Here is a 19,094-nt window from a genome sequence, read left to right on the forward strand (position 1 = left end):
CCGGCATCGAGGGCCATGCGGATGCAGGGCAGGCTGGCGCGGATGCGGGTGTCTTCGGTGATGGCGCCGCTGTCGTCTTGCGGCACGTTGAGGTCGGCGCGGATGAAGACGCGCTGGCCCTGGGCTTGGCCCTGTTCACACAGGCTCTGGAATCGGAGGAAGTTCATGGTGGTCTGGGCGGAGAGTTTGGAAACTGGCTGGCAGGCCTGAAACCTGCATGTAACCCACAATTTTAGGCGGCTGCGCCTGTCAACCGGCTTACCAGCCCAGCCCCAGGTGCAAGGACAGATAGACGGCCATGCCCACCACGATGGTGCCCAGCATGGCCCAGGCACTCTTCTTGCGCCAGAAATACCAGGCGGCGCCGGCTGCTACGGCAAACAGGCGCGCATCCTGCCAGGTCTGCACCAGATGGCCCTGCGTCATCACGATCTCGGGCACGATCACCGCCGACAGCGCCGCGATGGGCGCGTACTGCAGACCACGCTGGGCCCAGTGGGGCAGGCTCCAGGGCTTGCTGGAGATGAAAAAGAAGGAGCGCGTGATGACGGTCACCGCGGCCAAGCCGACGATGACACCCAGGGTCCAGAGATCGGTCTCCTTCATCGTGTCGCCTCCCGTCGGAACGGCGGAGTCTTCTCCAGCAACAGGCACAGGGCCACGGCCGCGGCGATGGCTACCAAGATGTTGAGCTTGAAGGGCATGGCAAAAGCCGCCACAGCCGCCGCGCCCGCCACGCCGGCGGACACGATGCGCAGCCGGCTGCTGGCCAGCGAGCAGCCCACGCCCAGCAGGGCCAGGATGCCGGCAAAACCCAGGCCCCAGTGCGCGGGCACGGAATGCGCGAGGAAGATGCCCAGCAGACTGGCTGCCTGCCAGCTGCTCCAGTTGGTGGCGCAACCGCCCATGAGGTAGGCCAGCTGGGTCTGGCGCTCTTCGGCCGTCTGCGGCGGCTGGTGGTAACGCTTGGTGAACATCACGTAGCTGATGTCGGCCGTGACGTAACCCGCCAGCAGGCGCCAACGCCGCGGCAAATGCATGAGGTAAGGCCGCATATGCGCGCTGAACACCACGAAGCGCAGGTTCACGCAGAAGCCCGTGGCCCAGATCACGAGCACGGGCGCGCCGGCCGCGATCAGCGGAATGGCCGCCAGCTGGGAACTGCCGGCGTAGACCAGCAGGGTCATGGCAATGGACTCGAACAGGCTCATGCCGGACTTGACCATGGCCACGCCGGTCATCATGCCCCAGGCCGCCAGGCCCGGCGCGACCGAACTCATGTCGCGCATGCCGCGCTGGAACTCGGGATGGCGGACGATCTGGCGCAGGCTGCCCATGGCTCAGGTGCCCAGCACTGCGCCGGGCGGGAGATCAAAACCACGCAGGAAATCCGCCGCTGGCAGGCGCTTGCCGCCAGCACGCTGCAGCTCGGTCAGGCGCAACACGCCCTGGCCGCATGACACGGCAATGCCCTCCGGGCCGGCGGCCAGCACCGAGCCCGGCGCCTGATCACCGCTTCGGTCCTGCTCGACATGGCACTGCCAGAGCTTGATGGACTCGCCCTGCCAGGCGGTTGCGGCACCAGGGAAGGGATTGAACGCGCGGACGCGGCGTTCAATCACCGTCGCGGGCAGGCGCCAGTCGACGGCGGCTTCCTGTTTTTCGATCTTGTGCGCATACGTCACGCCCTCGGCCGGCTGTGGCACGGGCCGCAGACCGCCACAGGCCGACAACTCCAGCGCCTCGACAATCAGACGACCGCCCAGAGTCGCCAGCTTGTCGTGCAGGCTGGCCGTGGTGTCGTTCGCCGCGATCGACAAGCGCTCCACCAGCAGCATGTCGCCCGTGTCCAGCCCCGCGTCCATCTGCATGATGGTGACGCCGGTCTCGGCATCGCCTGCCTCGATGGCACGATGAATGGGTGCCGCACCGCGCCAGCGCGGCAGCAGGGAGGCATGGATGTTGAGACAACCGTGCGGGAAGGCATCGAGCAGCCACTGCGGCAGGATCAGGCCGTAGGCCGCGACGACCATCACGTCCGCCCGGGCCGCCTCGATCGCCGCGCGCGCGGCCGCCGCTTCCTCAGGGTACTTGCCCTCCAGGCGCAAGCCGTGCGGCTGGGCCACGGCCATGCCATGCGCCAAGGCGAACTGCTTGACCGGCGAGGCCTGCAGTTTCATGCCGCGACCAGCGGGCCGGTCGGGCTGGGTCAGGACGAGCGGGATCTCGAAACCGGCGGCGTGCAGTCGCTCCAGCGCCGCCCGCGCGAACTCGGGCGTGCCCGCATAGACAACCCTCAACGGCGCTCCTCGCGCTGGGCCTTGAGCATCTTGGTCTTGATACGGTTGCGCTTGAGCGGCGACAGGTATTCCACAAAGACCTTGCCCAGCAGGTGATCCATCTCGTGCTGGATGCACACCGCCAGCAGGCCGTCGGCCTCGATCACGCGCTGCTTGCCTTCGCCGTCGAGTGCGCGCACATGCACGCGCTCATGGCGCTCGACGCCGTCGTAGATGCCGGGCACGGACAGGCAACCCTCGTCGTTGATCTTCTTCTCGGGGCTGGCCCAGACGATCTCGGGATTGATCAACACCAGGGGCTGGTCGCGCCCCTCGGAGGCGTCGATCACGATCAGCCGCTCATGCACATCGACCTGGGTCGCGGCCAGGCCGATGCCACTGGCCTCGTGCATGGTTTCGAACATGTCGGCGATGAGTTGCCTGATGCGTGCGTCGACCGTCTGCACCGGCTTGGCCACCGTGTGCAGGCGTGGATCGGGAAAAGTGAGGATGGGTAGTAGCGCCATAAAAAAGCTCGTCGATGTCGCTATTTTCGCCACTTTTGGCCGGCGAGTTTGCAACAAAGTTTAGAAAACATTGCCCAATCAAGGGCTTGGGCGCAGAATCGTGCGTGATTTATTAAGTTTTCCGGGGGCAGCGGGCGGTTAGCCCGCGTCCGGAGCTAGCCGGGGGCAACGTGAAACAGCAAGACATGACGCATAGCAGGATGGGGGTCAGCGCCCGAATTTCCACAATCACGGCCCTGGGCCTGTGTGGCCTGCTGGCCCAGCCCGCCTGGAGCCAGAAATTCCCCAACTACCCGATCACGTCCGAGCAATCCGCGACTGCAAAAAAAGTGGCAGAGGCCGGCGTTCCGCTGTCCGAACTGGTGCCCGACGCGCCTGACAGCTACGTCATCAAGTCCGGCGACACGCTGTGGGCCATCTCCAAGCTGTTCCTGCGCAGCCCCTGGCGCTGGCCCGAACTCTGGGGCATGAACCTGGAGGAAATCCTCAACCCTCACCTGATCTATCCGGGACAGACCCTCTACCTGGACAAACGTGACGGCCGCGCCCGCCTGACGGGTACCGCGCCCGGCACCGAAGGCAGCGTCGCTGTTGCCGGCAGCGACAGTGGTTCTGTGGCCGTGAGCACGGGTCGCGATGGCGCCAGCGGTATCGAGACCGTGCGACTGTCGCCGCGCATCCGCTCCGAAGAGGCGCGCAGCCCCCTGACCACGCTGCAAACCCGTGATATCGAAGCCTTCCTGGCCGAACCCCTGATCGTCGAGGAATCCGAGTTGCAGACCGCGCCGCGCATCGTGGCCGCCGGCGAGAATCGCGTCATCATGGGTCGCGGTGACCGCGTCTACGCGCGCGGCCCGGCCAGTGCGCCCCTGGTCGACGACCAGCAGAAACTCAAGCAGTACCGGATCTTCCGCAACGCCAGGCCGCTCAAGGACCCGGACACCGGCGAAATCCTGGGCTACGAGGCCGAGTTCCTGGGCAAGGCCGCGCTGGCGCGCGGCGAGAGCAGCACCGAACTTTCCTCGACCTCCGGCAAGACCAGTACCGCCCCGGTGCCGGCCACGATCGACATTCTGTCGGCGAAAAGCGAAATGCTGGTCGGCGACCGCATGGCGCCCGAACCCGAGCGCGAGTTCCTCAGTTTCACGCCACGGGCTCCAGCGGGGGCCGTCACTGGCCGCATCGTCTCGATCTACGGCAGCAACGCCGTGGCCAACGCCTCGCAGAACCAGGTGGTGGTCATCAATCGCGGCAAGCGTGACGGCATGGAAAGCGGGCATGTGCTGGCCATCCTGAAAGACGGCCAGCAGCTGGTCGACAAGACCGACGCTTCCCGGCCGCTGATCAAGCTGCCCAATGAGCGCAACGGCCTGATGATGGTGTTCCGTACCTACGAAAAGCTGTCCTACGCCCTGATCCTGGACGTCACCGACAGCGTACGGGTCGGCGACCGCCTGACCTCGCCGCAATAAGGACTTCGGGCACCGGCGGCGCGTGCAGCCATGGAGCGTGATGAACTGGGCGCCTGGCTGCGCCTGACACTCACGCCCGGCATCGGCAACGACAGCGCACGCCGCCTGCTCGCGGCCCTGGGCCTGCCGGCCCTCATCTTCGAGCAAGACCCGGCGGCGCTGCGGCAATTGCTCAAGCCCTCGCAGGCCCAGGCCCTGCAGGCCCCCCCCGAAGATCTACCGGCCTTGCTCGACCGCACCTGGGCCTGGCTGCAGGAGGCGCCACAGGCGCGCGCGCTCGTAGCGCTGGGCGATGCACAGTATCCGGCCTCCTTGCTGAACATCGAAGACCCACCCCTGCTGCTCTACCTGATGGGTCGGCTGGACCTGCCGCTGGACACCCACCGTAGCCTGGCCATGGTCGGCAGCCGCAACCCGACGCCGCAGGGTGCCCTGAATGCCCGCCAGTTCGCGCAGGCCCTGGGCCAGGCGGGCCTGACCATCGTCTCCGGACTGGCGCTGGGCATCGATGGCGCGGCGCATGAAGGCGCCTTGGCCGGCCATGCCCAGACGCCGGATCGGCTGGCCACCGTGGCCGTGGTCGGCACCGGCCTGGACCGGGTCTATCCCAAGGGCCACCGCGAACTGGCACACCGCATCTGCGAGCACGGCCTGCTGATCAGTGAATACCCGCTGGGCACACCGCCGCTGGCGGCCAATTTCCCGCGCCGCAACCGCCTGATCGCTGGCCTCTCCAGCGCCACCCTGGTGGTGGAAGCGGCCCTGCAGTCCGGTTCGCTGATCACGGCCCGGCTCGCCGCCGAACAGGGCAAGGACGTCTTCGCCATTCCCGGCTCCATCCATGCCGCGCAATCGCACGGTTGCCATGCCCTGATCCGCCAGGGCGCCAAGCTGGTCGAATCGGCGCAGGACATTCTGGAAGAATGTCCTGGCGGGTCCACGCCGCCCGAACCGGCTGCCACGCACCATGACTCGACGGAGGACAGCGTCTTGCAGGCCATGGGGCTGGACCCGGTCAGCCTGGATGCCTTGCAGGCCCGCACGGGCCTCGACATTGCGCCCTTGCAAGCCCGCCTCATGGCGCTGGAACTCAATGGGCAGGTGGCTCGCCTGCCCGGCGGCCTGTTGCAGCGCCTGGTGCGTGCCTGAAGCGCAACAGCACCGGCAACACCCGTGAATTCGAGGCTTGCCCTGGCGCTTTCTGCGCTATATTGAAGTCATGTTTGAAGTGCTTGTGTATGTGTACGAAAACTACTGGCGCGGTGATGCCTGTCCCGAACTGCCGCAACTCGAACGCAAGCTCAACGCCATCGGCTTCGACGCCGACGAGATTCGCGATGCGCTGCTCTGGCTGGACGGCCTGAACCTGGCCGCCCAGAGCACCCTCTGGCTGGATGCCGCCCCAAGCACCCTCCCCGACACCACACTACCCAGCTTTCCGGCCACGGACAGCATGCGCGTGTATTCGGTCGCCGAGCAGAACCATCTGGGCGCGGAATGCCTGGGCTTCATCAGCTTCCTTGAATCGGCCGGGGTGTTGCCCCCGCCCATGCGCGAGGTCATCCTTGACCGCGCCATGGCGGTACCGGGCGAGCCCATGGCCCTGGACGATCTGAAGATCATCATCCTCATGGTGTACTGGAGTTTTGGCGAGGAACCCGACACCCTGGTACTCGACGAACTCTACGACGACAGCGCCGAGCGCATCGCACACTGAAGCTGGCGCTTGAGCGCATGCGCCACCGCGCAAAACAGAAGGCCCCTCGCGAGGGGCCTTCTGTTTCAGGTGAGCAGTCGTTCCGGGTGGGCTTCCAGCCTTGTGAGCGCCTCGCGCGTGGCACGCACGGTGAGCGTTTCCTCTTCCTGCGGTAGCAACAGGCCGGCCTGCAGATAGGCCGCCAGGCGACCGGCCTGGATCAGGTAGCTGTGTCCATCGCTTGAGGCAAACAGGTTCAGGTGCTTGCGATCACTGCGCCAGACGAACTGCACCTGGTTGACCTTGCCGTTGTGGTCCAGTGTAAACCAGGAGCCCAGCTGCAGCTCCTGCGCCCAGGCCACCATGGCCGGGGTTGGCTTGGAACCACCGTTGGTCACCACGTCGATGGTGGAGGCGTCGATGCCCAGCATCATCTCGATGCTCTCGGCATCCAGCGGCAGGTCACCCAGCCCGTCCTCGCTGACGAAGTCTTCCAGGTTGGCCAGGCGCTGCGTCATGGCATCGATCTGCGCCTGCGGGATGGCCTGGGTCTTGGACATGAAGGCATCGGCCATGGTGTCGCTGACGATCTTGATGTGTGCGTCCTGGTCAGTCTGCGACATGCCCAGCAGGCTCATGCCCGCGCGCAGGCGCTGCAGCAGCTGCGGCAGATCCTGGATGACACGCGCACGGTCATTGCGATTGGGCTTGGCACTGGCCGACCAGACCAGATCGGCGGCGGCCTTTTTCATGGCCACGGTCTCGCTGTCCTTGGGACCCTTGCGCACGGCCGACACCGCCAGCACCTCGGCCCAGACCTTGAACAGGAAAGTGCGGATCTCGTCACGCACCGGAATGTCCTTGAGCATGTTGCGCAGCTCGATGGTGTACTGAATCGCCAGTGTCTCCTTCTGCTCGACCTGCTGCGCAACGCTCACGACCTTCTGCGTCTTCTCCTTGCCCGTCAGGAACTTGGCCAGGAACTTCTGGAACTCGTCATAGACGATCTGGAAGACACGCTTGCCGGTTTCCGGGTACTGCTCGATGACCTGCACGATGCGCTTGATCTCGGCCTCGAGCGCACCGCCCGTGATGCTGCTCGCTTCGAAACCCATGACGCAGGAACCCATGCGATCGATCAGCTGGCGCGCCGGATGGTTCAACGTGCCGAAGAACTCGGGCTCGGCCAGCGCCACACGCAGCACCGGCATCTGCAAACGGGCAAACCAGACCCGGATCGTCGTGGGGATGCGCTCTTCGGCCAGGATCGCCTGGAACATCAGGGCCACCATTTCGATGATGGCCTTTTCGCTCTTGGTCTCGGCTTTCTTCTTGAGCTCGTCGGTCTTTTCGCGCAGCTTGTCGGCCACCTTGACCACACCGGCCGGGCTGTAATCCTCGTAGACCGTGCCACCACCGCCGCCCGCGTAATAGGGCGGGCGTTCGGCCATGGCGGCGGCCAGGGCGGGCGAAGGGGGCTGCGCCGAAGTCGCCGTGAAATCACCACCGCCCTGCCCGACGAGCAGGCGCTTGAGCTGACCAAACATGCCCTGGGCGCGACTGCGCGTGCGCGCCAGCGGGGTGGTCTGCGTCATCAGACGCGTTTCTTCATGGGCGCCGCCGAAATTGGATGGCGTGCCCTGCGCTGCCAGCGCCTGCTGCATCTGCGCGGGGGACTGTCCCATTCCCGCAGGGACAGGGGCGCCGGCGGGTGGTACGGGTGCCAACCGGCCTGGCGTCAACGGACCCTGTGCATCGTCCCAACCCAGGCGGCCGCCAAAAAGATGGCCCGCACTGCGCCCGGCGGGCCCGCTAGCTGCCGGCCCCTGTGGCATCGCTGGCTGACCCGGATAGCCCGCCTGAGGCGCGCCGCCCCCCATACGACCGGCCGCCGGCTGGCCAAGATAGGCGGCGGTCGCCGAGCCGGGCATGCCTGCGAAACCGGGCTGGCCGGCATAGCCGCCAGCAGGCCCCGGCGGCATCGCCCCAGGTCCACGTGCCATCGGCATGCTGCCCAAAGGCGCCGGCGCCGACACCGGCTGGCCAGGATAGCCGGAGGCTGGTCCATACGCCCCGGTCGAACCGCCCCAGGCCGCGTCAGAACCGCCAGCATCCCCCTGGAACTGCGAGTCGGGTAGAACCGAGTCGGGTCCACCACCACCGGCCGATGATGGACGCCGTCCGACCGCGGCGCGCTTGACGCGGTCCTTCAGATCGATCGTGGGCATCACGCCCTGCTGGATCAGAAATTCATTGCCATTGGCGTACGCCGCCTTGAGTTTTTCAATGAGATGCTTCTGCACCACATCGTTGACCATGACCCAGGACTCGCGTGGCATGCCGCTGGTGGTCCACTGTTCGATCATCAGCAGGATCAGGACTTCGGGACGAAGGATGTCGTGGCCTTCAAGATCATCGCGGCTCTCCAGCGTCTTGATGCGCACGCGCAGGTCGTCAAGCTCACCGCTCATCTTCTCCACCACCGCCAGCACCAGACGCGAGGAGATGATCTTGTCCTCGACCGCATCGGTGCCGACCAGGGACAGGCCGCCGTCACCTGCCAGCCCGAGTTCTTCCTTCTTCTCGGCCTTCTTGCCGGCCGGGGACTTGAGTGAGTCCTGCCAGACCTTCATGGTGCTGTCGATCCAGGGCCCGCGCTGCTTCTGGTACAGCATCCAGGCGTCACGCCGGTTCTGCATGTCCCGGGTCGTGCCCTTTTCGTTGAGCAGCGTGGTCAGCCGCTCCTGGACCAGCCCCGCCAGCTCGACCAGGATCTTCTCCACATCCCCAAGGAAGCGCTGGCGCGTCTTCTCCGCCAGCTGCATACGCTGCATGTAGGAGAGCTGGGTCGCCATCTGACTGTTCCCTCTGGCTCAGACGACAGCGCCCGCGTTCGGGTCATTGGGGTCCGTCTCACCACGCTTGGGTGCGCCGCCCTTGATCAGGTCTTCACGCTTCACGCCCAGCCACATGGCAATGGCGGCCGCCACGAAGACCGAGGAATAGATGCCAAAGAGAATGCCGATGGTCAGCGCCAGGGCAAAGTAGTGCAACGTCGGGCCGCCGAACAGCAGCATGGACAGCACCATGAGCTGCGTGCTGCCATGCGTGATGATGGTGCGGCTGATGGTGGAGGTGATGGCGTTGTCGATGATCGCCACCGTATCGAGCTTGCGCAGGCGGCGGAAGTTCTCGCGGATGCGGTCGAAAATCACCACCGACTCGTTGACCGAATAGCCCAGCACCGCCAGCACCGCGGCCAGCACGGGCAGCGAGAACTCCCACTGGAAGAAGGCGAAGAAACCCAGGATGATGATGACATCGTGCAGATTGGCAATGATGGCCGCCACCGCGAACTTCCACTCGAAGCGCAGCGCCAGATAGATCATGATGCCGCCCACGACAAAAGCCAGGGCCATCAGTCCATCCACGGCAAGCTCGTCACCGACCTGCGGGCCGACGAACTCGCTGCGGCGCAGGGTGGCGCTGGCGTCCAGCGACTTGAGCGTCGCCATGACTTGTTCGCTCTGCTGGCCCGAACTCACGCCCTTGGCGGCCGGCATGCGGATCAGCACGTCACGGGCGGTGCCGAAATTCTGGACCTGCACGTCGCTGTAGCCCAGCTTGGCAATGCCGCCGCGCACCGCCTCCAGATCCGCCGGCTGCGAATAACTCACCTCGATCAGCGTGCCGCCGGTGAACTCCACCGACAGGTGCAAGCCACGGGAAAAGAGGAAGAAAACGGCCGCCAGGAAGGTGACGAGCGAAACGATGTTGAGCACCAGCGCATGCCGCATGAACGGAATGTCGCGCCGGATCTTAAAAAACTCCATGTTCTTCTTCCCTCAATCCACTTTGGCCGGGACTTGCCCGTCGGGCCGCCAGACCGTTCCGATCGAAACGGTCCTGAGCTTTTTACGGCTACCGTACCACAAATTCACCAGGCCGCGTGAGAAGAAAACCGCCGAGAACATGCTGGTCAGGATGCCCAGGCAGTGCACCACGGCAAAGCCCCGCACCGGGCCTGAGCCGAAAGCCAGCAGGGCCAGGCCGGCGATCAGGGTCGTGACGTTGGAGTCCAGGATGGTGGCCCAGGCGCGGTCGTAGCCGGTATGGATGGCGGCCTGCGGCGACGCGCCGCCTCGGAGCTCCTCGCGCACCCGTTCGTTGATCAGCACGTTGGCGTCGATGGCCATGCCCAGCACCAGGGCCATGGCCGCCATGCCCGGCAGCGTCAGGGTGGCCTGCAGCATCGACAGCACGGCCACCAGCAGCAGCAGGTTGATGCCCAGCGCCACGCTGGAGATCACGCCGAACAGCAAGTAATAGACGCACATGAAGGTCGCCACGGCGACGAAGCCCCAGGTCACGCTGGCGAAACCCTTGTCGATGTTCTCGGCCCCCAGGCTCGGGCCGATGGTGCGTTCCTCGATGATCTCCATGGGTGCGGCGAGTGCGCCGGCGCGCAGCAGCAGGGCCGTGTCGGCCGCCTCGGTGGAAGTCATGCGGCCGGAGATCTGCACCCGGCCACCGCCGATTTCGGTGCGGATCACCGGCGCCGTGACCACCTCGCCCTTGCCCTTTTCGAACAGGATGATGGCCATGCGCTTGCCGACGTTCTCGCGCGTCACATCCTTGAAGATGCGCGAGCCCTTGGCGTCCAGCGACAGGTTGACGGTGGGCTCCTGGGTCTGGCTATCGAAACCGGGCTGGGCGTCCGTCAGGTTGTCGCCGGTCAGCACGACCTGCTTCTTGACGATCACGGCCTGACCGCTGCGGTCCGGGTAGCGCTCCGTGCCAAACGGCACCGCGCCAGAACCGGCCTCGGCCGCGCGGCCTTCGACGCTTTCGTCCACCATGCGCACTTCCAGCGTGGCGGTGCGGCCCAGGATGTCCTTGGCCTTGGCCGTGTCCTGCACCCCGGGCAGCTGCACGACGATGCGGTCCAGGCCCTGCTGCTGGATCACCGGCTCGGCCACGCCAAGCTCGTTGATCCGGTTGTGCAGCGTGGTGATGTTCTGCTTGAGGGCCTGCTCCTGCACCAGGCGCGCGGCCTGGGGCTTGATGGTGGCGCTCAGTTTGAAATCGCTGCCGTCCTGAGTTTCCGTGGTCTGCAAGTCGGCGAACTGCTCCAGCAGCACGCGCTTGGCAGCGGCCAGCGTGGCGGCGTCGCGCAGGCGCAACTCGATGGCCTGGCCGTTGCGGCTGATGCCGCCATGGCGCACGTTTTTCTCCCGCAGCACGGTGCGCAGGTCGCCCGCCAGCGACTCCGCCTTCTTGCTCAGTGCGGCCTCCATGTCGACCTGCAACATGAAATGCACGCCACCGCGCAAGTCCAGGCCCAGGTACATGGGCGCTGCATGCAGCGCGGACAGCCAGCCCGGCGTGCGCGGCAGGAGGTTAAGCGCCACGATGTAGTCGGGGTCGGCCGCATCCTTGACCAGCGCGCGCTGGATCGCGTCCTTGGCCTTGAGCTGCGTATCGGTGGAATCCAGCCGCACGCGCAGGGACCCGACCTCCAGGCTGATGGCCTCGGGTCGGATACGGGCTTCCTGCAAGGCCGCTTCCACCCGCGACTGCGTGGCGGGATCGACCTTGAGGCCCGTCTTGGCCGCCGAGACCTGGACGGCGGGCGCCTCGCCAAAGAAATTCGGGGCGGTGTAGATCGCCCCCACCAGCAGCGCGATCACGATGATCGCGTACTTCCATACCGGATAACGGTTCATTGTTCTCTCGCGTCTGCGGGGCTGGAAAGTCTCTTACTTCATCGTGCCCTTGGGCAGCACCTGCACCACAGCCTGGCGCTGCAGCTGCACTTCCACACCGGAGGCAATTTCCACGCCAACGAAGTTTTCATTCAGGCTGCTCACGCGGCCCAGCAGGCCACCGGCGGTCACCACCTCGTCACCCTTGGCCAGGGCCTCGACCATGGCACGGTGCTCCTTCTGCTTCTTCATCTGCGGACGGATCATGATGAAGTACAGCACCACGAACATCAGCACGATGGGCAGCATGCTCATCAGCGAGGACTGGATGCCACCCTCGGCAGCGGCTGCGGGGGCGGTCTGGGCAAAAGCGGAAGAAATAAACACGGCTTACTCCACGTCAGGGGTTCAAAAATCGGGACACGCCGACATCCAAGCGTGCACGGCAGGCACCCCGGAACAGGCGGCCGCCCATTGTACGGGGCCGGGGTATGCGGATTCCAAGCCCCGCAACGCTGTCTGGATTAGGCGGCCCGCCAGGCTGCCATGCGTTCATCCCACAGGGGACGGACGGCCGCCAGGTGCCGCGCCTTGACGTGGCCGTAGCCGCGGATCTGCTCGGGCAGGCGCGCGATCTCGACGGCCGCCGCATGTTTGGCCGCGCTCAGGCCGGCCAGCAACTCCTCGATGCAGGCACGGTATTCGGCGACCAGGGCCCGCTCGGCTCGGCGCTCCTCGGTAAGGCCAAAAGGATCGAGCGCCGTACCCCGCAAGCCCTTCAGTCGCGCCAGCAGGCGAAAGGCCGTGCCCATGGCGGGGCCGAAAGGCCGCTTGATCAGCTCGCCTTTTTCGTTTTTCCTGGCCAGCAGCGGTGGCGCCAGATGGTAGTGGAGCTTGTACTCACCCTCAAACATGTCATTGATCCGCGAGAGGAACGCGGTGTCGCCGTGCAGGCGGGCCACCTCGTACTCGTCCTTGTAGGCCATGAGCTTGAACAGATAACGGGCCACCGCCTCGCTCAGCCCGGTCTTGCCCAGCCGGCTTTCGACCCCCTGCACCCGGGACACGAAGGCCCGGTAGGTTTGCGCGTAAGCCTCGTTCTGATAAGCACGCAGAAACTCGACCCGCCGCGCCACCAGGCTCTCCACCGTCTCGCGCGGCTGGAACTGGATGGCTTGCGCTGGTGCCAGCAGCTGTTGCACGCGAGCCCAGTCATGCGCCGCCTGGCGGCCCCATTCGAAGGCAGCTTTGTTGGCCTCTACCGCCACGCCATTGAGCTCGATGGCGCGCTGGAGCGAAACCAGGCCCAGCGGAATCCAGCCCCTTTGCCAGGCGTAACCCAGCAGCATAGGGTTGACATAGATGGAGTCGCCCATGAGCCGGGTCGCCACGGCATCCGCATCAAACACCCCTATGCCGGCAGCGCCCACGGCGGCGCTGATGTCGGCCACGCAGCGATCCGACGGGTTCTGCCAGTTGGCATTTTTCACGAAGGCGGCGGTCGGCGCGCTGTGGCCATTGAGCGCCACACGGGTGCGCCCCTCGCGCATGCGCAGCGTGCTTTCCTTCGCTGCCGTGACGATAGGGTCGCAGCCCAGGATCAGGTCGGCCGCGGCCATGCCCACACGGGTGGTGCGGATCTCCTCCGCGGTGTCGGCAATCAGCACATGGCTCCAGGTGGCGCCGCCCTTTTGCGCCAGGCCCGCCGCGTCCTGCGTGACGATGCCCTTGCCCTCGATGTGCGCGGCCATGCCCAGCAATTGCCCGATGGTGATGACGCCGGTACCGCCCACACCGGCCACCACGATGCCATAGGCCGTGGCTGCCCTGGGCAAGGCTGGTTCGGGCAGGGCCCCCAGCGCATAAGGCGAAGTCGCCTGCCCCTTGGCCTTCTTTTTCAGCTGCCCGCCTTCCACCGTCACGAAGCTCGGGCAGAAACCCTTGAGGCAGGAAAAGTCCTGGTTGCAGGTGCTCTGGTTGATGGTGCGCTTGCGGCCGAACTCGGTCTCCAGCGGCTCCACCGAGAGGCAGTTGCTCTGCTGGCCGCAGTCGCCACAGCCTTCGCAGACCAGCTCGTTGATCACCACGCGCCTGGCTGGTGTCACCAGGCTGCCGCGCTTGCGGCGACGGCGTTTCTCGGTGGCGCAGGTCTGGTCGTAGATGATGACGGTACAGCCCTTGAGTTCGCGGAACTCGCGCTGGATGCGGTCGAGTTCGTCGCGGTGCTCGATGGCGATGCCGGCCGGCAATCCCTGCACACCCTCGTACTTCTCGGGCTCGTCGGTGACGATGGTGATCTTGTGCGCGCCTTCGGCGCGCATGCTCTGCGCGATCTGGATCACGCTGTGGCCCTCGGGCCGCTCACCCACCTGCTGGCCGCCCGTCATGGCCACCGCATCGTTGTAGAGGATCTTGTAGGTGATGTTGACACCGGCCGCGATGCTCTGGCGGATGGCCAGGATGCCGCTGTGGAAGTAGGTGCCGTCGCCCAGGTTGGCGAACACATGGCCTTCCGTGCTGAAAGGCTGCTGGCCCACCCAGGGCACGCCCTCGCCGCCCATCTGCGTGAAACCGATGGTGCTGCGGTCCATCCAGGTCGCCATGAAATGGCAGCCGATGCCGGCCAGGGCGCGCGAGCCCTCGGGCACACGCGTGCTGGTGTTGTGCGGACAGCCCGAGCAGAACCAGGGCTGGCGTTCGGCCGCCGGCCCGGCCCGCAACAGGGCCTGCATGGACCGCTCCTTGGCGTCCAGCACCGCAAGTTGCGCGTCCACACGCGCCGCGATATCGCTGCCGGCAGGCAGGATGTTGTTTTTCTTGAGTCGCCCGGCGATGGCGCGCGCGATCATGGCCGGTGTCAGGTCAGCGTTGGCGCGCAGCAGCTCGTTGCTGGAGGGATTGGCCTGCGACCACTCACCGCCTGCGCGGTCACCTTCGTTGAACTTGCCCAGGATGTTGGGGCGCACGTCGTCGCGCCAGTTGTAGAGCTCTTCCTTGAGCTGGTATTCGATGAGCTGGCGCTTTTCTTCCACCACCAGGATTTCCTGCAGGCCGGTGGCGAAGTCGCGTGCGCTCTGCGCCTCCAGCGGCCAGACCACGGCCACCTTGTGCAGGCGGATGCCCAGCTGGCGGCAGGTGGCGTCGTCCAGCCCCAGGTCCAGCAGGGCCTGGCGCGCGTCGTTGTAAGCCTTGCCGCTGGCGATCAGGCCGAACCTGTCGTTCGGGCCTTCGATGACGTTGTGGTTCAGGCGGTTGGCGCGGATGTAGGCCAGGGCCGCGTACCACTTGTGGTGGAACAGACGGTCTTCCTGCTCCAGTGCGTGGTCGGGCCAGCGGATGTGCAGGCCGCCGGGCGGCATCTGGAAATCCGTGGGCAGCTGGATCTGCACGCGCTCCGGGTCGATCATGGCCGAAGCGCTGGACTCGACGATCTCCTGGATGGTCTTCATGCCGGCCCAGACGCCGGCGTAACGGCTCAGAGCAAAGGCATGGATGCCGAGGTCCAGGATCTCCTGCACCGAAGCCGGGAAGAACACCGGCAGGCCGCAGGCCTTGAAGATGTGGTCGCTCTGGTGCGCGGCCGTCGAGCTCTTGGCCACGTGGTCGTCACCGGCCACGGCAATCACGCCGCCCCAGGGCGTGGTACCGGCGTTGTTGGCGTGCTTGAAGACGTCGGAGGTCCGGTCCACGCCTGGACCCTTGCCATACCAGATGCCGAACACGCCGTCGAACCTGTTGGTGCCCGGCGGGGCAAACCCCAGCTGCTGCGTGCCCCACAAGGCCGTGGCCGCCAGCTCCTCGTTGACACCGGGCTGGAACACGATGTTCTGCGCCTTCAGGTGCGGCGCGGCCTTCCACAAGGCCTGGTCGTAGCTGCCCAGGGGCGAGCCGCGATAGCCGCTGATGAAACCCGCCGTGTTCTTGCCGGCCTGCCGGTCACGCAGGCGCTGCAGCATGGGCAGCTTGACCAGGGCCTGCACCCCGCTCATGAAGGCGCGGCCATGGTCCAGCGTGTATTTGTCGTCCAGGGTGACGGTCTCCAGCGCCTGGCGGATCGATTCGGGCAGGGGGGCATTCATGGGCGGCTTGTCTCCAGGCGCTGAGCCTCGCTTGTTGTGATCGGTCGCAGTGTATGCCGCAGGCCCTGATAGGTCTTTGCTTTCTTTGCCTGATTTGGCGGTATTTTTGAAAGGAAATTGCTGGAAAATACAGTTTATGGAAACACTCGACAAATTCGACTTGGCCATCCTGAGCGAATTGCAAGCCAACGCCCGGCTGACCAATGCCGAGCTGGCCAGCCGCGTGGGCCTGTCGCCGGCACCCTGCTGGCGCCGCATGCGCACGCTGGAGCAGCAGGGCTATATCAAGGGCTACCACGCCGAAATCGACCGCCACAAGATCGGCCTGGGCGTGCTGGCCTTCGTCCGCCTGGACGCCGAGCGCAACACGGGCGACGCCACGCGCGTGCTGGAGGAAGCGGTGCGTGCCCTGCCCGAGGTGGTGGCCTGCCACTACATCAGCGGCACCGGCACCTTCGAGCTGCAGGTGGTGGCGCAGGACCTGGACAGCTTCTCGCGCTTCGCCTTGCAGCGCCTGATCAACCTGCCCAACGTGAAAGACCTGCACACCAGCTTCTCGCTGGGCGAAGTCAAGGCCAGCCCTACACTGCCCCTGGGCCATCTGCAGGCACCCACACCGAAACCGCAAGCCTCTGCCGTCAAGACCCGCCGGAGATCACGATGAAACACTGCCGCCTTTTGATGCTCGCCCTGCTCGGCCTGCCGGCCCTGCTGCAGGCCCAGACCGCCGGGGTGGTTGCCCCGCTACCGCTGCGCAATCTGCTGATCGAGGTCCGCCAGGACGATGGGGAAAGCAGTACGCGCGAGCGCGTGGCCGGCGAGGTGGCTGCACGCGTACAGCCCGGCAGCACCGAGGCCCGGGTGTCCATCGATGCGCAGAGCCGCCAGCTGGATCGACGCGGCAGCGCCCAGCAGCAGGTGCTCGTACTCAACGGCCGGCCCGCGGCCATCGTGCTGGGCCTGAACGTGCCCCTGCGTCTGCGCCAGCTCGTCACGCAGGGGGGCGTGCGCAGGAGCGTGCCCGGTACCGTGTGGCTGCAGGCGGGCACCGGCTTCACGGCCACCCCGGTCTGGGAAGGCGGCGACTCGGTGTATCTGGAACTGGCCGCCACCCAGGGCCGCCAGCCCTTGGGGCAAAGCGCCAGCACGTCTACCACGCTGCTGCTGCCCCTCGATGAATGGATGACGGTGGCCGACAGCGAGGACCTGCAGGACAACCGGCAAGGCGCCGCGGGCCTGGGCGGCGCCGGACGCGACACCCGCAGCAGCCGCCAGTCCCTGCGGGTGCTGGTGCGGGTCAGCCTGCGCTGAAGCCGCTCAACGCGGCCAGAGCACCCACAGACGCAAGGGCTGCTTGAGCCGCCCGGCAATCAAGGAGGCGTCGGGGCCGGTGCCCACGAAGTAGTCGGCGCGCACCGCGCCCGTGATGGCGCTGCCCGTATCCTGGGCCAGCACCAGGCGCTGCAGCTGCAGCTGCGGGCCGGCCGACGCCAGCCAGACCGGTGTGCCGTAGGGAATGCTGCCGGGATCCACCGCGATGGAACGCCCGGCTGTCAGCGGCACGCCCTGCGCGCCGCGCGGGCCCACGGCAGTCTCGCTCTCGGGCAGGGGCTGCTCGCGGAAAAAGGTCACCCGCGGGTTGCTCCACAGCATCTCCTGCACGCGCCCCGGGTTCTGGGCCACCCAGTTGCGGATGGACGGCCAGGAGGCGTCCCGCACCTCGCGACGCGAGAGCAGCCAGCCCCCCACGCTGCGGTAGGGCTGATCGTTGGTGCCGGCGTAACCCAGACGCACCATGCGCTGGCGGCCGTCGGGTTCGGTCACCAGCAGACGGCCTGAACCCTGGATCTGGAGATTGAGTGCGGCCACCGGATCGGCCAGCCAGGCGATCTCGCGGCCCTTGAGCGCGGCCTGGGCTTCGGGCAGGGTGTCGATCTCCTGGCGGCTGTACCAGGGCTTGCGCAGGTGCAACTGGGCCGGCAGCCCGTACAGGGGCACAGTATGGTTGGCCGTAGGCAGGCGCGAGGCCTCGACCACCGGCTCGTAATAACCGGTCAGCAAACCCACCGGCTCGCTCTGGAAAGTCTCGACACGGTAGGGCTGCAGGCGCTCCAGCATCCAGCCGCGCCGTTCCTCGTCACTGCCCTGGCCCAGGCGCCGCACATCGGCGCACAGGGGTGCAAAGGCCGGACCAGGTCGCTCGCAGCTGCGCACCCAGGCGGACCAGGCCTCCCCCAGGGGATCCTCACCCAGTCCGGGCAAATCGGCCCAGCCCACCGGTGTCCAGCGGCTGCGCGCCTGCTGCAGCACGGCGCTGCTGGCGGGCTGGCTGGGGAAGGACAACCTCGAAGCTGGTGCAGCAGGCTGCTCCACCGCGATCTGCGGGCTCCCCGACTCCGGCACCATCTCGCCGACCGGAACGCCACCGCAGCCGACCAGCGTTCCTACAATAAGAAAGTTGAAGACAAAATAAAGTCGTTGGAGTCGTTTCATGCTGCTGATTTTCCTCGAAGCCCTGGCGGCCCTGCTGTTGCTGGTGCTGATCGTGTGGTGGACCATGTTCTCGGGTCGCAAAAAAGGCGAACTCGCCCCGCCCGAACAGGGCGGCGAAGACCCTACCCGCCCTCCCGGCACCTGAGCCGGAACGGCCGGACTGGCCGTCCTTCGCGAGCAGCGCGCTCAGAACTCGCGCAGCAGATTGGCCAGTTCGACGGCCGACTTGACTTCCATCTTGTCGAACACGCGCGCGCGATGCACCTCCACCGTGCGCACGCTGATGTCGAGCTGGTCGGCGATGCGCTTGTTGGGCAGGCCTTCGATCACCAGCTGCATCACGGCACGCTCGCGGTCGGTCAGTTCGCCCAGGCGCTGGCGCAGGCGCGCACGCGCCTGCTGGGCCTGCACGATGGTGGCCGACTGGGCCAGCGCCTGCTCGACGCGGTCCACCAGCGCATTGTCAGAAAACGGCTTCTCACAGAAATCGAAGGCGCCGCGCTTGACGGCGCTCACGGCCGTGGGCACGTCGGCATGACCGGTGAGAAAGATCACCGGCAGGGCTTGGTGCAAGCCACGCTCCACCAGACGCTCGAACAGGGCCAGTCCGCTCATGCCGGGCATGCGCACATCCAGCAGCAGGCAGGCGGGACGCGGCGGCAGGTGCGCGCCCTCGATCATCTCGAGAAAGGCCTCGGCACTGTCAAAGGCCTGGCTGCCCAGGCGACGCGAACGCAGCAGCCAGGCCAGCGCTTCGCGCACGCTGGCGTCATCGTCCACGATGTATACGGCGGCGTCGATTACAGGTTGCATGGCGTGATGGTAAGGCAGTGAAGCCTAGTA

Annotated in this window: 18 protein-coding genes; 6 read left to right on the forward strand and 12 right to left on the reverse strand. The window is 66.3% G+C overall.

All coding sequences use genetic code 11. The features are described 5' to 3' along the window. From pgk to def, 5 genes are all read right to left on the reverse strand, one after another. A partial coding sequence (pgk, locus tag AC1RRP_RS11030) for a phosphoglycerate kinase (RefSeq protein ID WP_493036617.1) occupies positions 1-167 on the reverse strand: 167 nt, incomplete at its 3' end. Positions 168-258: 91 nt separating this feature from the next. Next, entirely contained in the window at positions 259-606 is a 348-nt protein-coding gene (locus AC1RRP_RS11035; RefSeq protein ID WP_493036087.1) for an AzlD domain-containing protein, read from the reverse strand. After that, positions 603-1,337 (reverse strand): AzlC family ABC transporter permease, encoded by a 735-nt coding sequence (locus tag AC1RRP_RS11040; protein WP_493036089.1) that lies wholly within the window; start codon positions 1,335-1,337, stop codon positions 603-605. Before AC1RRP_RS11040 ends, AC1RRP_RS11035 begins: the two co-directional genes overlap by 4 nt. Positions 1,338-1,340: 3 nt before the next feature. Beyond that, a complete protein-coding gene (gene fmt, locus AC1RRP_RS11045) occupies positions 1,341-2,300 on the reverse strand; it encodes a methionyl-tRNA formyltransferase (protein WP_493036091.1) in 960 nt (319 codons plus the stop codon). Then, entirely contained in the window at positions 2,297-2,806 is a 510-nt protein-coding gene (def, locus tag AC1RRP_RS11050; RefSeq protein ID WP_493036093.1) for a peptide deformylase, read from the reverse strand. The genes fmt and def overlap by 4 nt, the downstream gene beginning before the upstream one ends. A 185-nt stretch (positions 2,807-2,991) precedes the next feature. Between def and AC1RRP_RS11055 the strand changes: the two genes are divergently transcribed. From AC1RRP_RS11055 to AC1RRP_RS11065, 3 genes are all read left to right on the forward strand, one after another. Next, complete coding sequence (locus AC1RRP_RS11055) at positions 2,992-4,278, forward strand: LysM peptidoglycan-binding domain-containing protein (RefSeq protein ID WP_493036095.1); 1,287 nt, start codon at positions 2,992-2,994, stop codon at positions 4,276-4,278. Between the two features lie 30 nt (positions 4,279-4,308). Continuing rightward, on the forward strand, positions 4,309-5,427 hold the full coding sequence (dprA, locus tag AC1RRP_RS11060; protein ID WP_493036097.1) for a DNA-processing protein DprA: 1,119 nt from the start codon (positions 4,309-4,311) through the stop codon (positions 5,425-5,427). A 70-nt stretch (positions 5,428-5,497) separates the two neighbouring features. After that, positions 5,498-5,995: a Smg family protein gene (locus AC1RRP_RS11065; RefSeq protein WP_493036099.1), complete on the forward strand. Its 498-nt coding sequence runs from the start codon at positions 5,498-5,500 to the stop codon at positions 5,993-5,995. 65 nt (positions 5,996-6,060) lie between these two features. Here the strand turns inward: AC1RRP_RS11065 and AC1RRP_RS11070 are convergent, their stop codons facing one another. The 5 genes from AC1RRP_RS11070 to AC1RRP_RS11090 all read right to left on the reverse strand — a co-directional run bounded on the left by AC1RRP_RS11070 (position 6,061) and on the right by AC1RRP_RS11090 (position 15,758). Further along, on the reverse strand, positions 6,061-8,829 hold the full coding sequence (locus AC1RRP_RS11070) for a DUF1631 family protein (protein ID WP_493036101.1): 2,769 nt from the start codon (positions 8,827-8,829) through the stop codon (positions 6,061-6,063). Positions 8,830-8,847: 18 nt separating this feature from the next. Then, on the reverse strand, positions 8,848-9,807 hold the full coding sequence (gene secF / locus AC1RRP_RS11075) for a protein translocase subunit SecF (protein ID WP_493036103.1): 960 nt from the start codon (positions 9,805-9,807) through the stop codon (positions 8,848-8,850). 12 nt (positions 9,808-9,819) lie between these two features. Beyond that, a complete protein-coding gene (gene secD / locus AC1RRP_RS11080) occupies positions 9,820-11,700 on the reverse strand; it encodes a protein translocase subunit SecD (RefSeq protein ID WP_493036104.1) in 1,881 nt (626 codons plus the stop codon). Between the two features lie 33 nt (positions 11,701-11,733). Further along, positions 11,734-12,066, reverse strand: a complete 333-nt coding sequence (gene yajC, locus AC1RRP_RS11085) for a preprotein translocase subunit YajC (RefSeq protein WP_493036106.1) — start codon at positions 12,064-12,066, stop codon at positions 11,734-11,736. Positions 12,067-12,203: 137 nt separating this feature from the next. Beyond that, positions 12,204-15,758 carry an indolepyruvate ferredoxin oxidoreductase family protein gene (locus AC1RRP_RS11090; RefSeq protein WP_493036108.1) on the reverse strand — a complete coding sequence of 1,185 codons (3,555 nt, stop codon included), beginning with the start codon at positions 15,756-15,758 and terminating at the stop codon, positions 12,204-12,206. A gap of 136 nt (positions 15,759-15,894) precedes the next feature. Here AC1RRP_RS11090 and AC1RRP_RS11095 point away from each other — a divergent pair, with 136 nt between their 5' ends. Beyond that, a complete protein-coding gene (locus AC1RRP_RS11095) occupies positions 15,895-16,422 on the forward strand; it encodes an Lrp/AsnC family transcriptional regulator (RefSeq protein ID WP_493036110.1) in 528 nt (175 codons plus the stop codon). Beyond that, on the forward strand, positions 16,419-17,069 hold the full coding sequence (locus AC1RRP_RS11100; protein ID WP_493036112.1) for a hypothetical protein: 651 nt from the start codon (positions 16,419-16,421) through the stop codon (positions 17,067-17,069). Before AC1RRP_RS11095 ends, AC1RRP_RS11100 begins: the two co-directional genes overlap by 4 nt. A gap of 6 nt (positions 17,070-17,075) precedes the next feature. Here the strand turns inward: AC1RRP_RS11100 and mltA are convergent, their stop codons facing one another. Continuing rightward, positions 17,076-18,317: a murein transglycosylase A gene (mltA, locus tag AC1RRP_RS11105; protein ID WP_493036114.1), complete on the reverse strand. Its 1,242-nt coding sequence runs from the start codon at positions 18,315-18,317 to the stop codon at positions 17,076-17,078. On the opposite strand from mltA, the gene AC1RRP_RS11110 reads away from it, so the two are divergent. Continuing rightward, positions 18,250-18,396, forward strand: a complete 147-nt coding sequence (locus AC1RRP_RS11110) for a hypothetical protein (protein WP_493036116.1) — start codon at positions 18,250-18,252, stop codon at positions 18,394-18,396. The two genes, mltA and AC1RRP_RS11110, sit on opposite strands and share 68 nt — an antisense overlap. 41 nt (positions 18,397-18,437) lie before the next feature. Here the strand turns inward: AC1RRP_RS11110 and AC1RRP_RS11115 are convergent, their stop codons facing one another. Continuing rightward, on the reverse strand, positions 18,438-19,064 hold the full coding sequence (locus tag AC1RRP_RS11115) for a response regulator transcription factor (RefSeq protein WP_493036118.1): 627 nt from the start codon (positions 19,062-19,064) through the stop codon (positions 18,438-18,440). Positions 19,065-19,094 lie beyond the last annotated feature (30 nt).

The sequence above is a fragment of the Hylemonella sp. GW821-FHT12C09 genome (assembly GCF_058807395.1).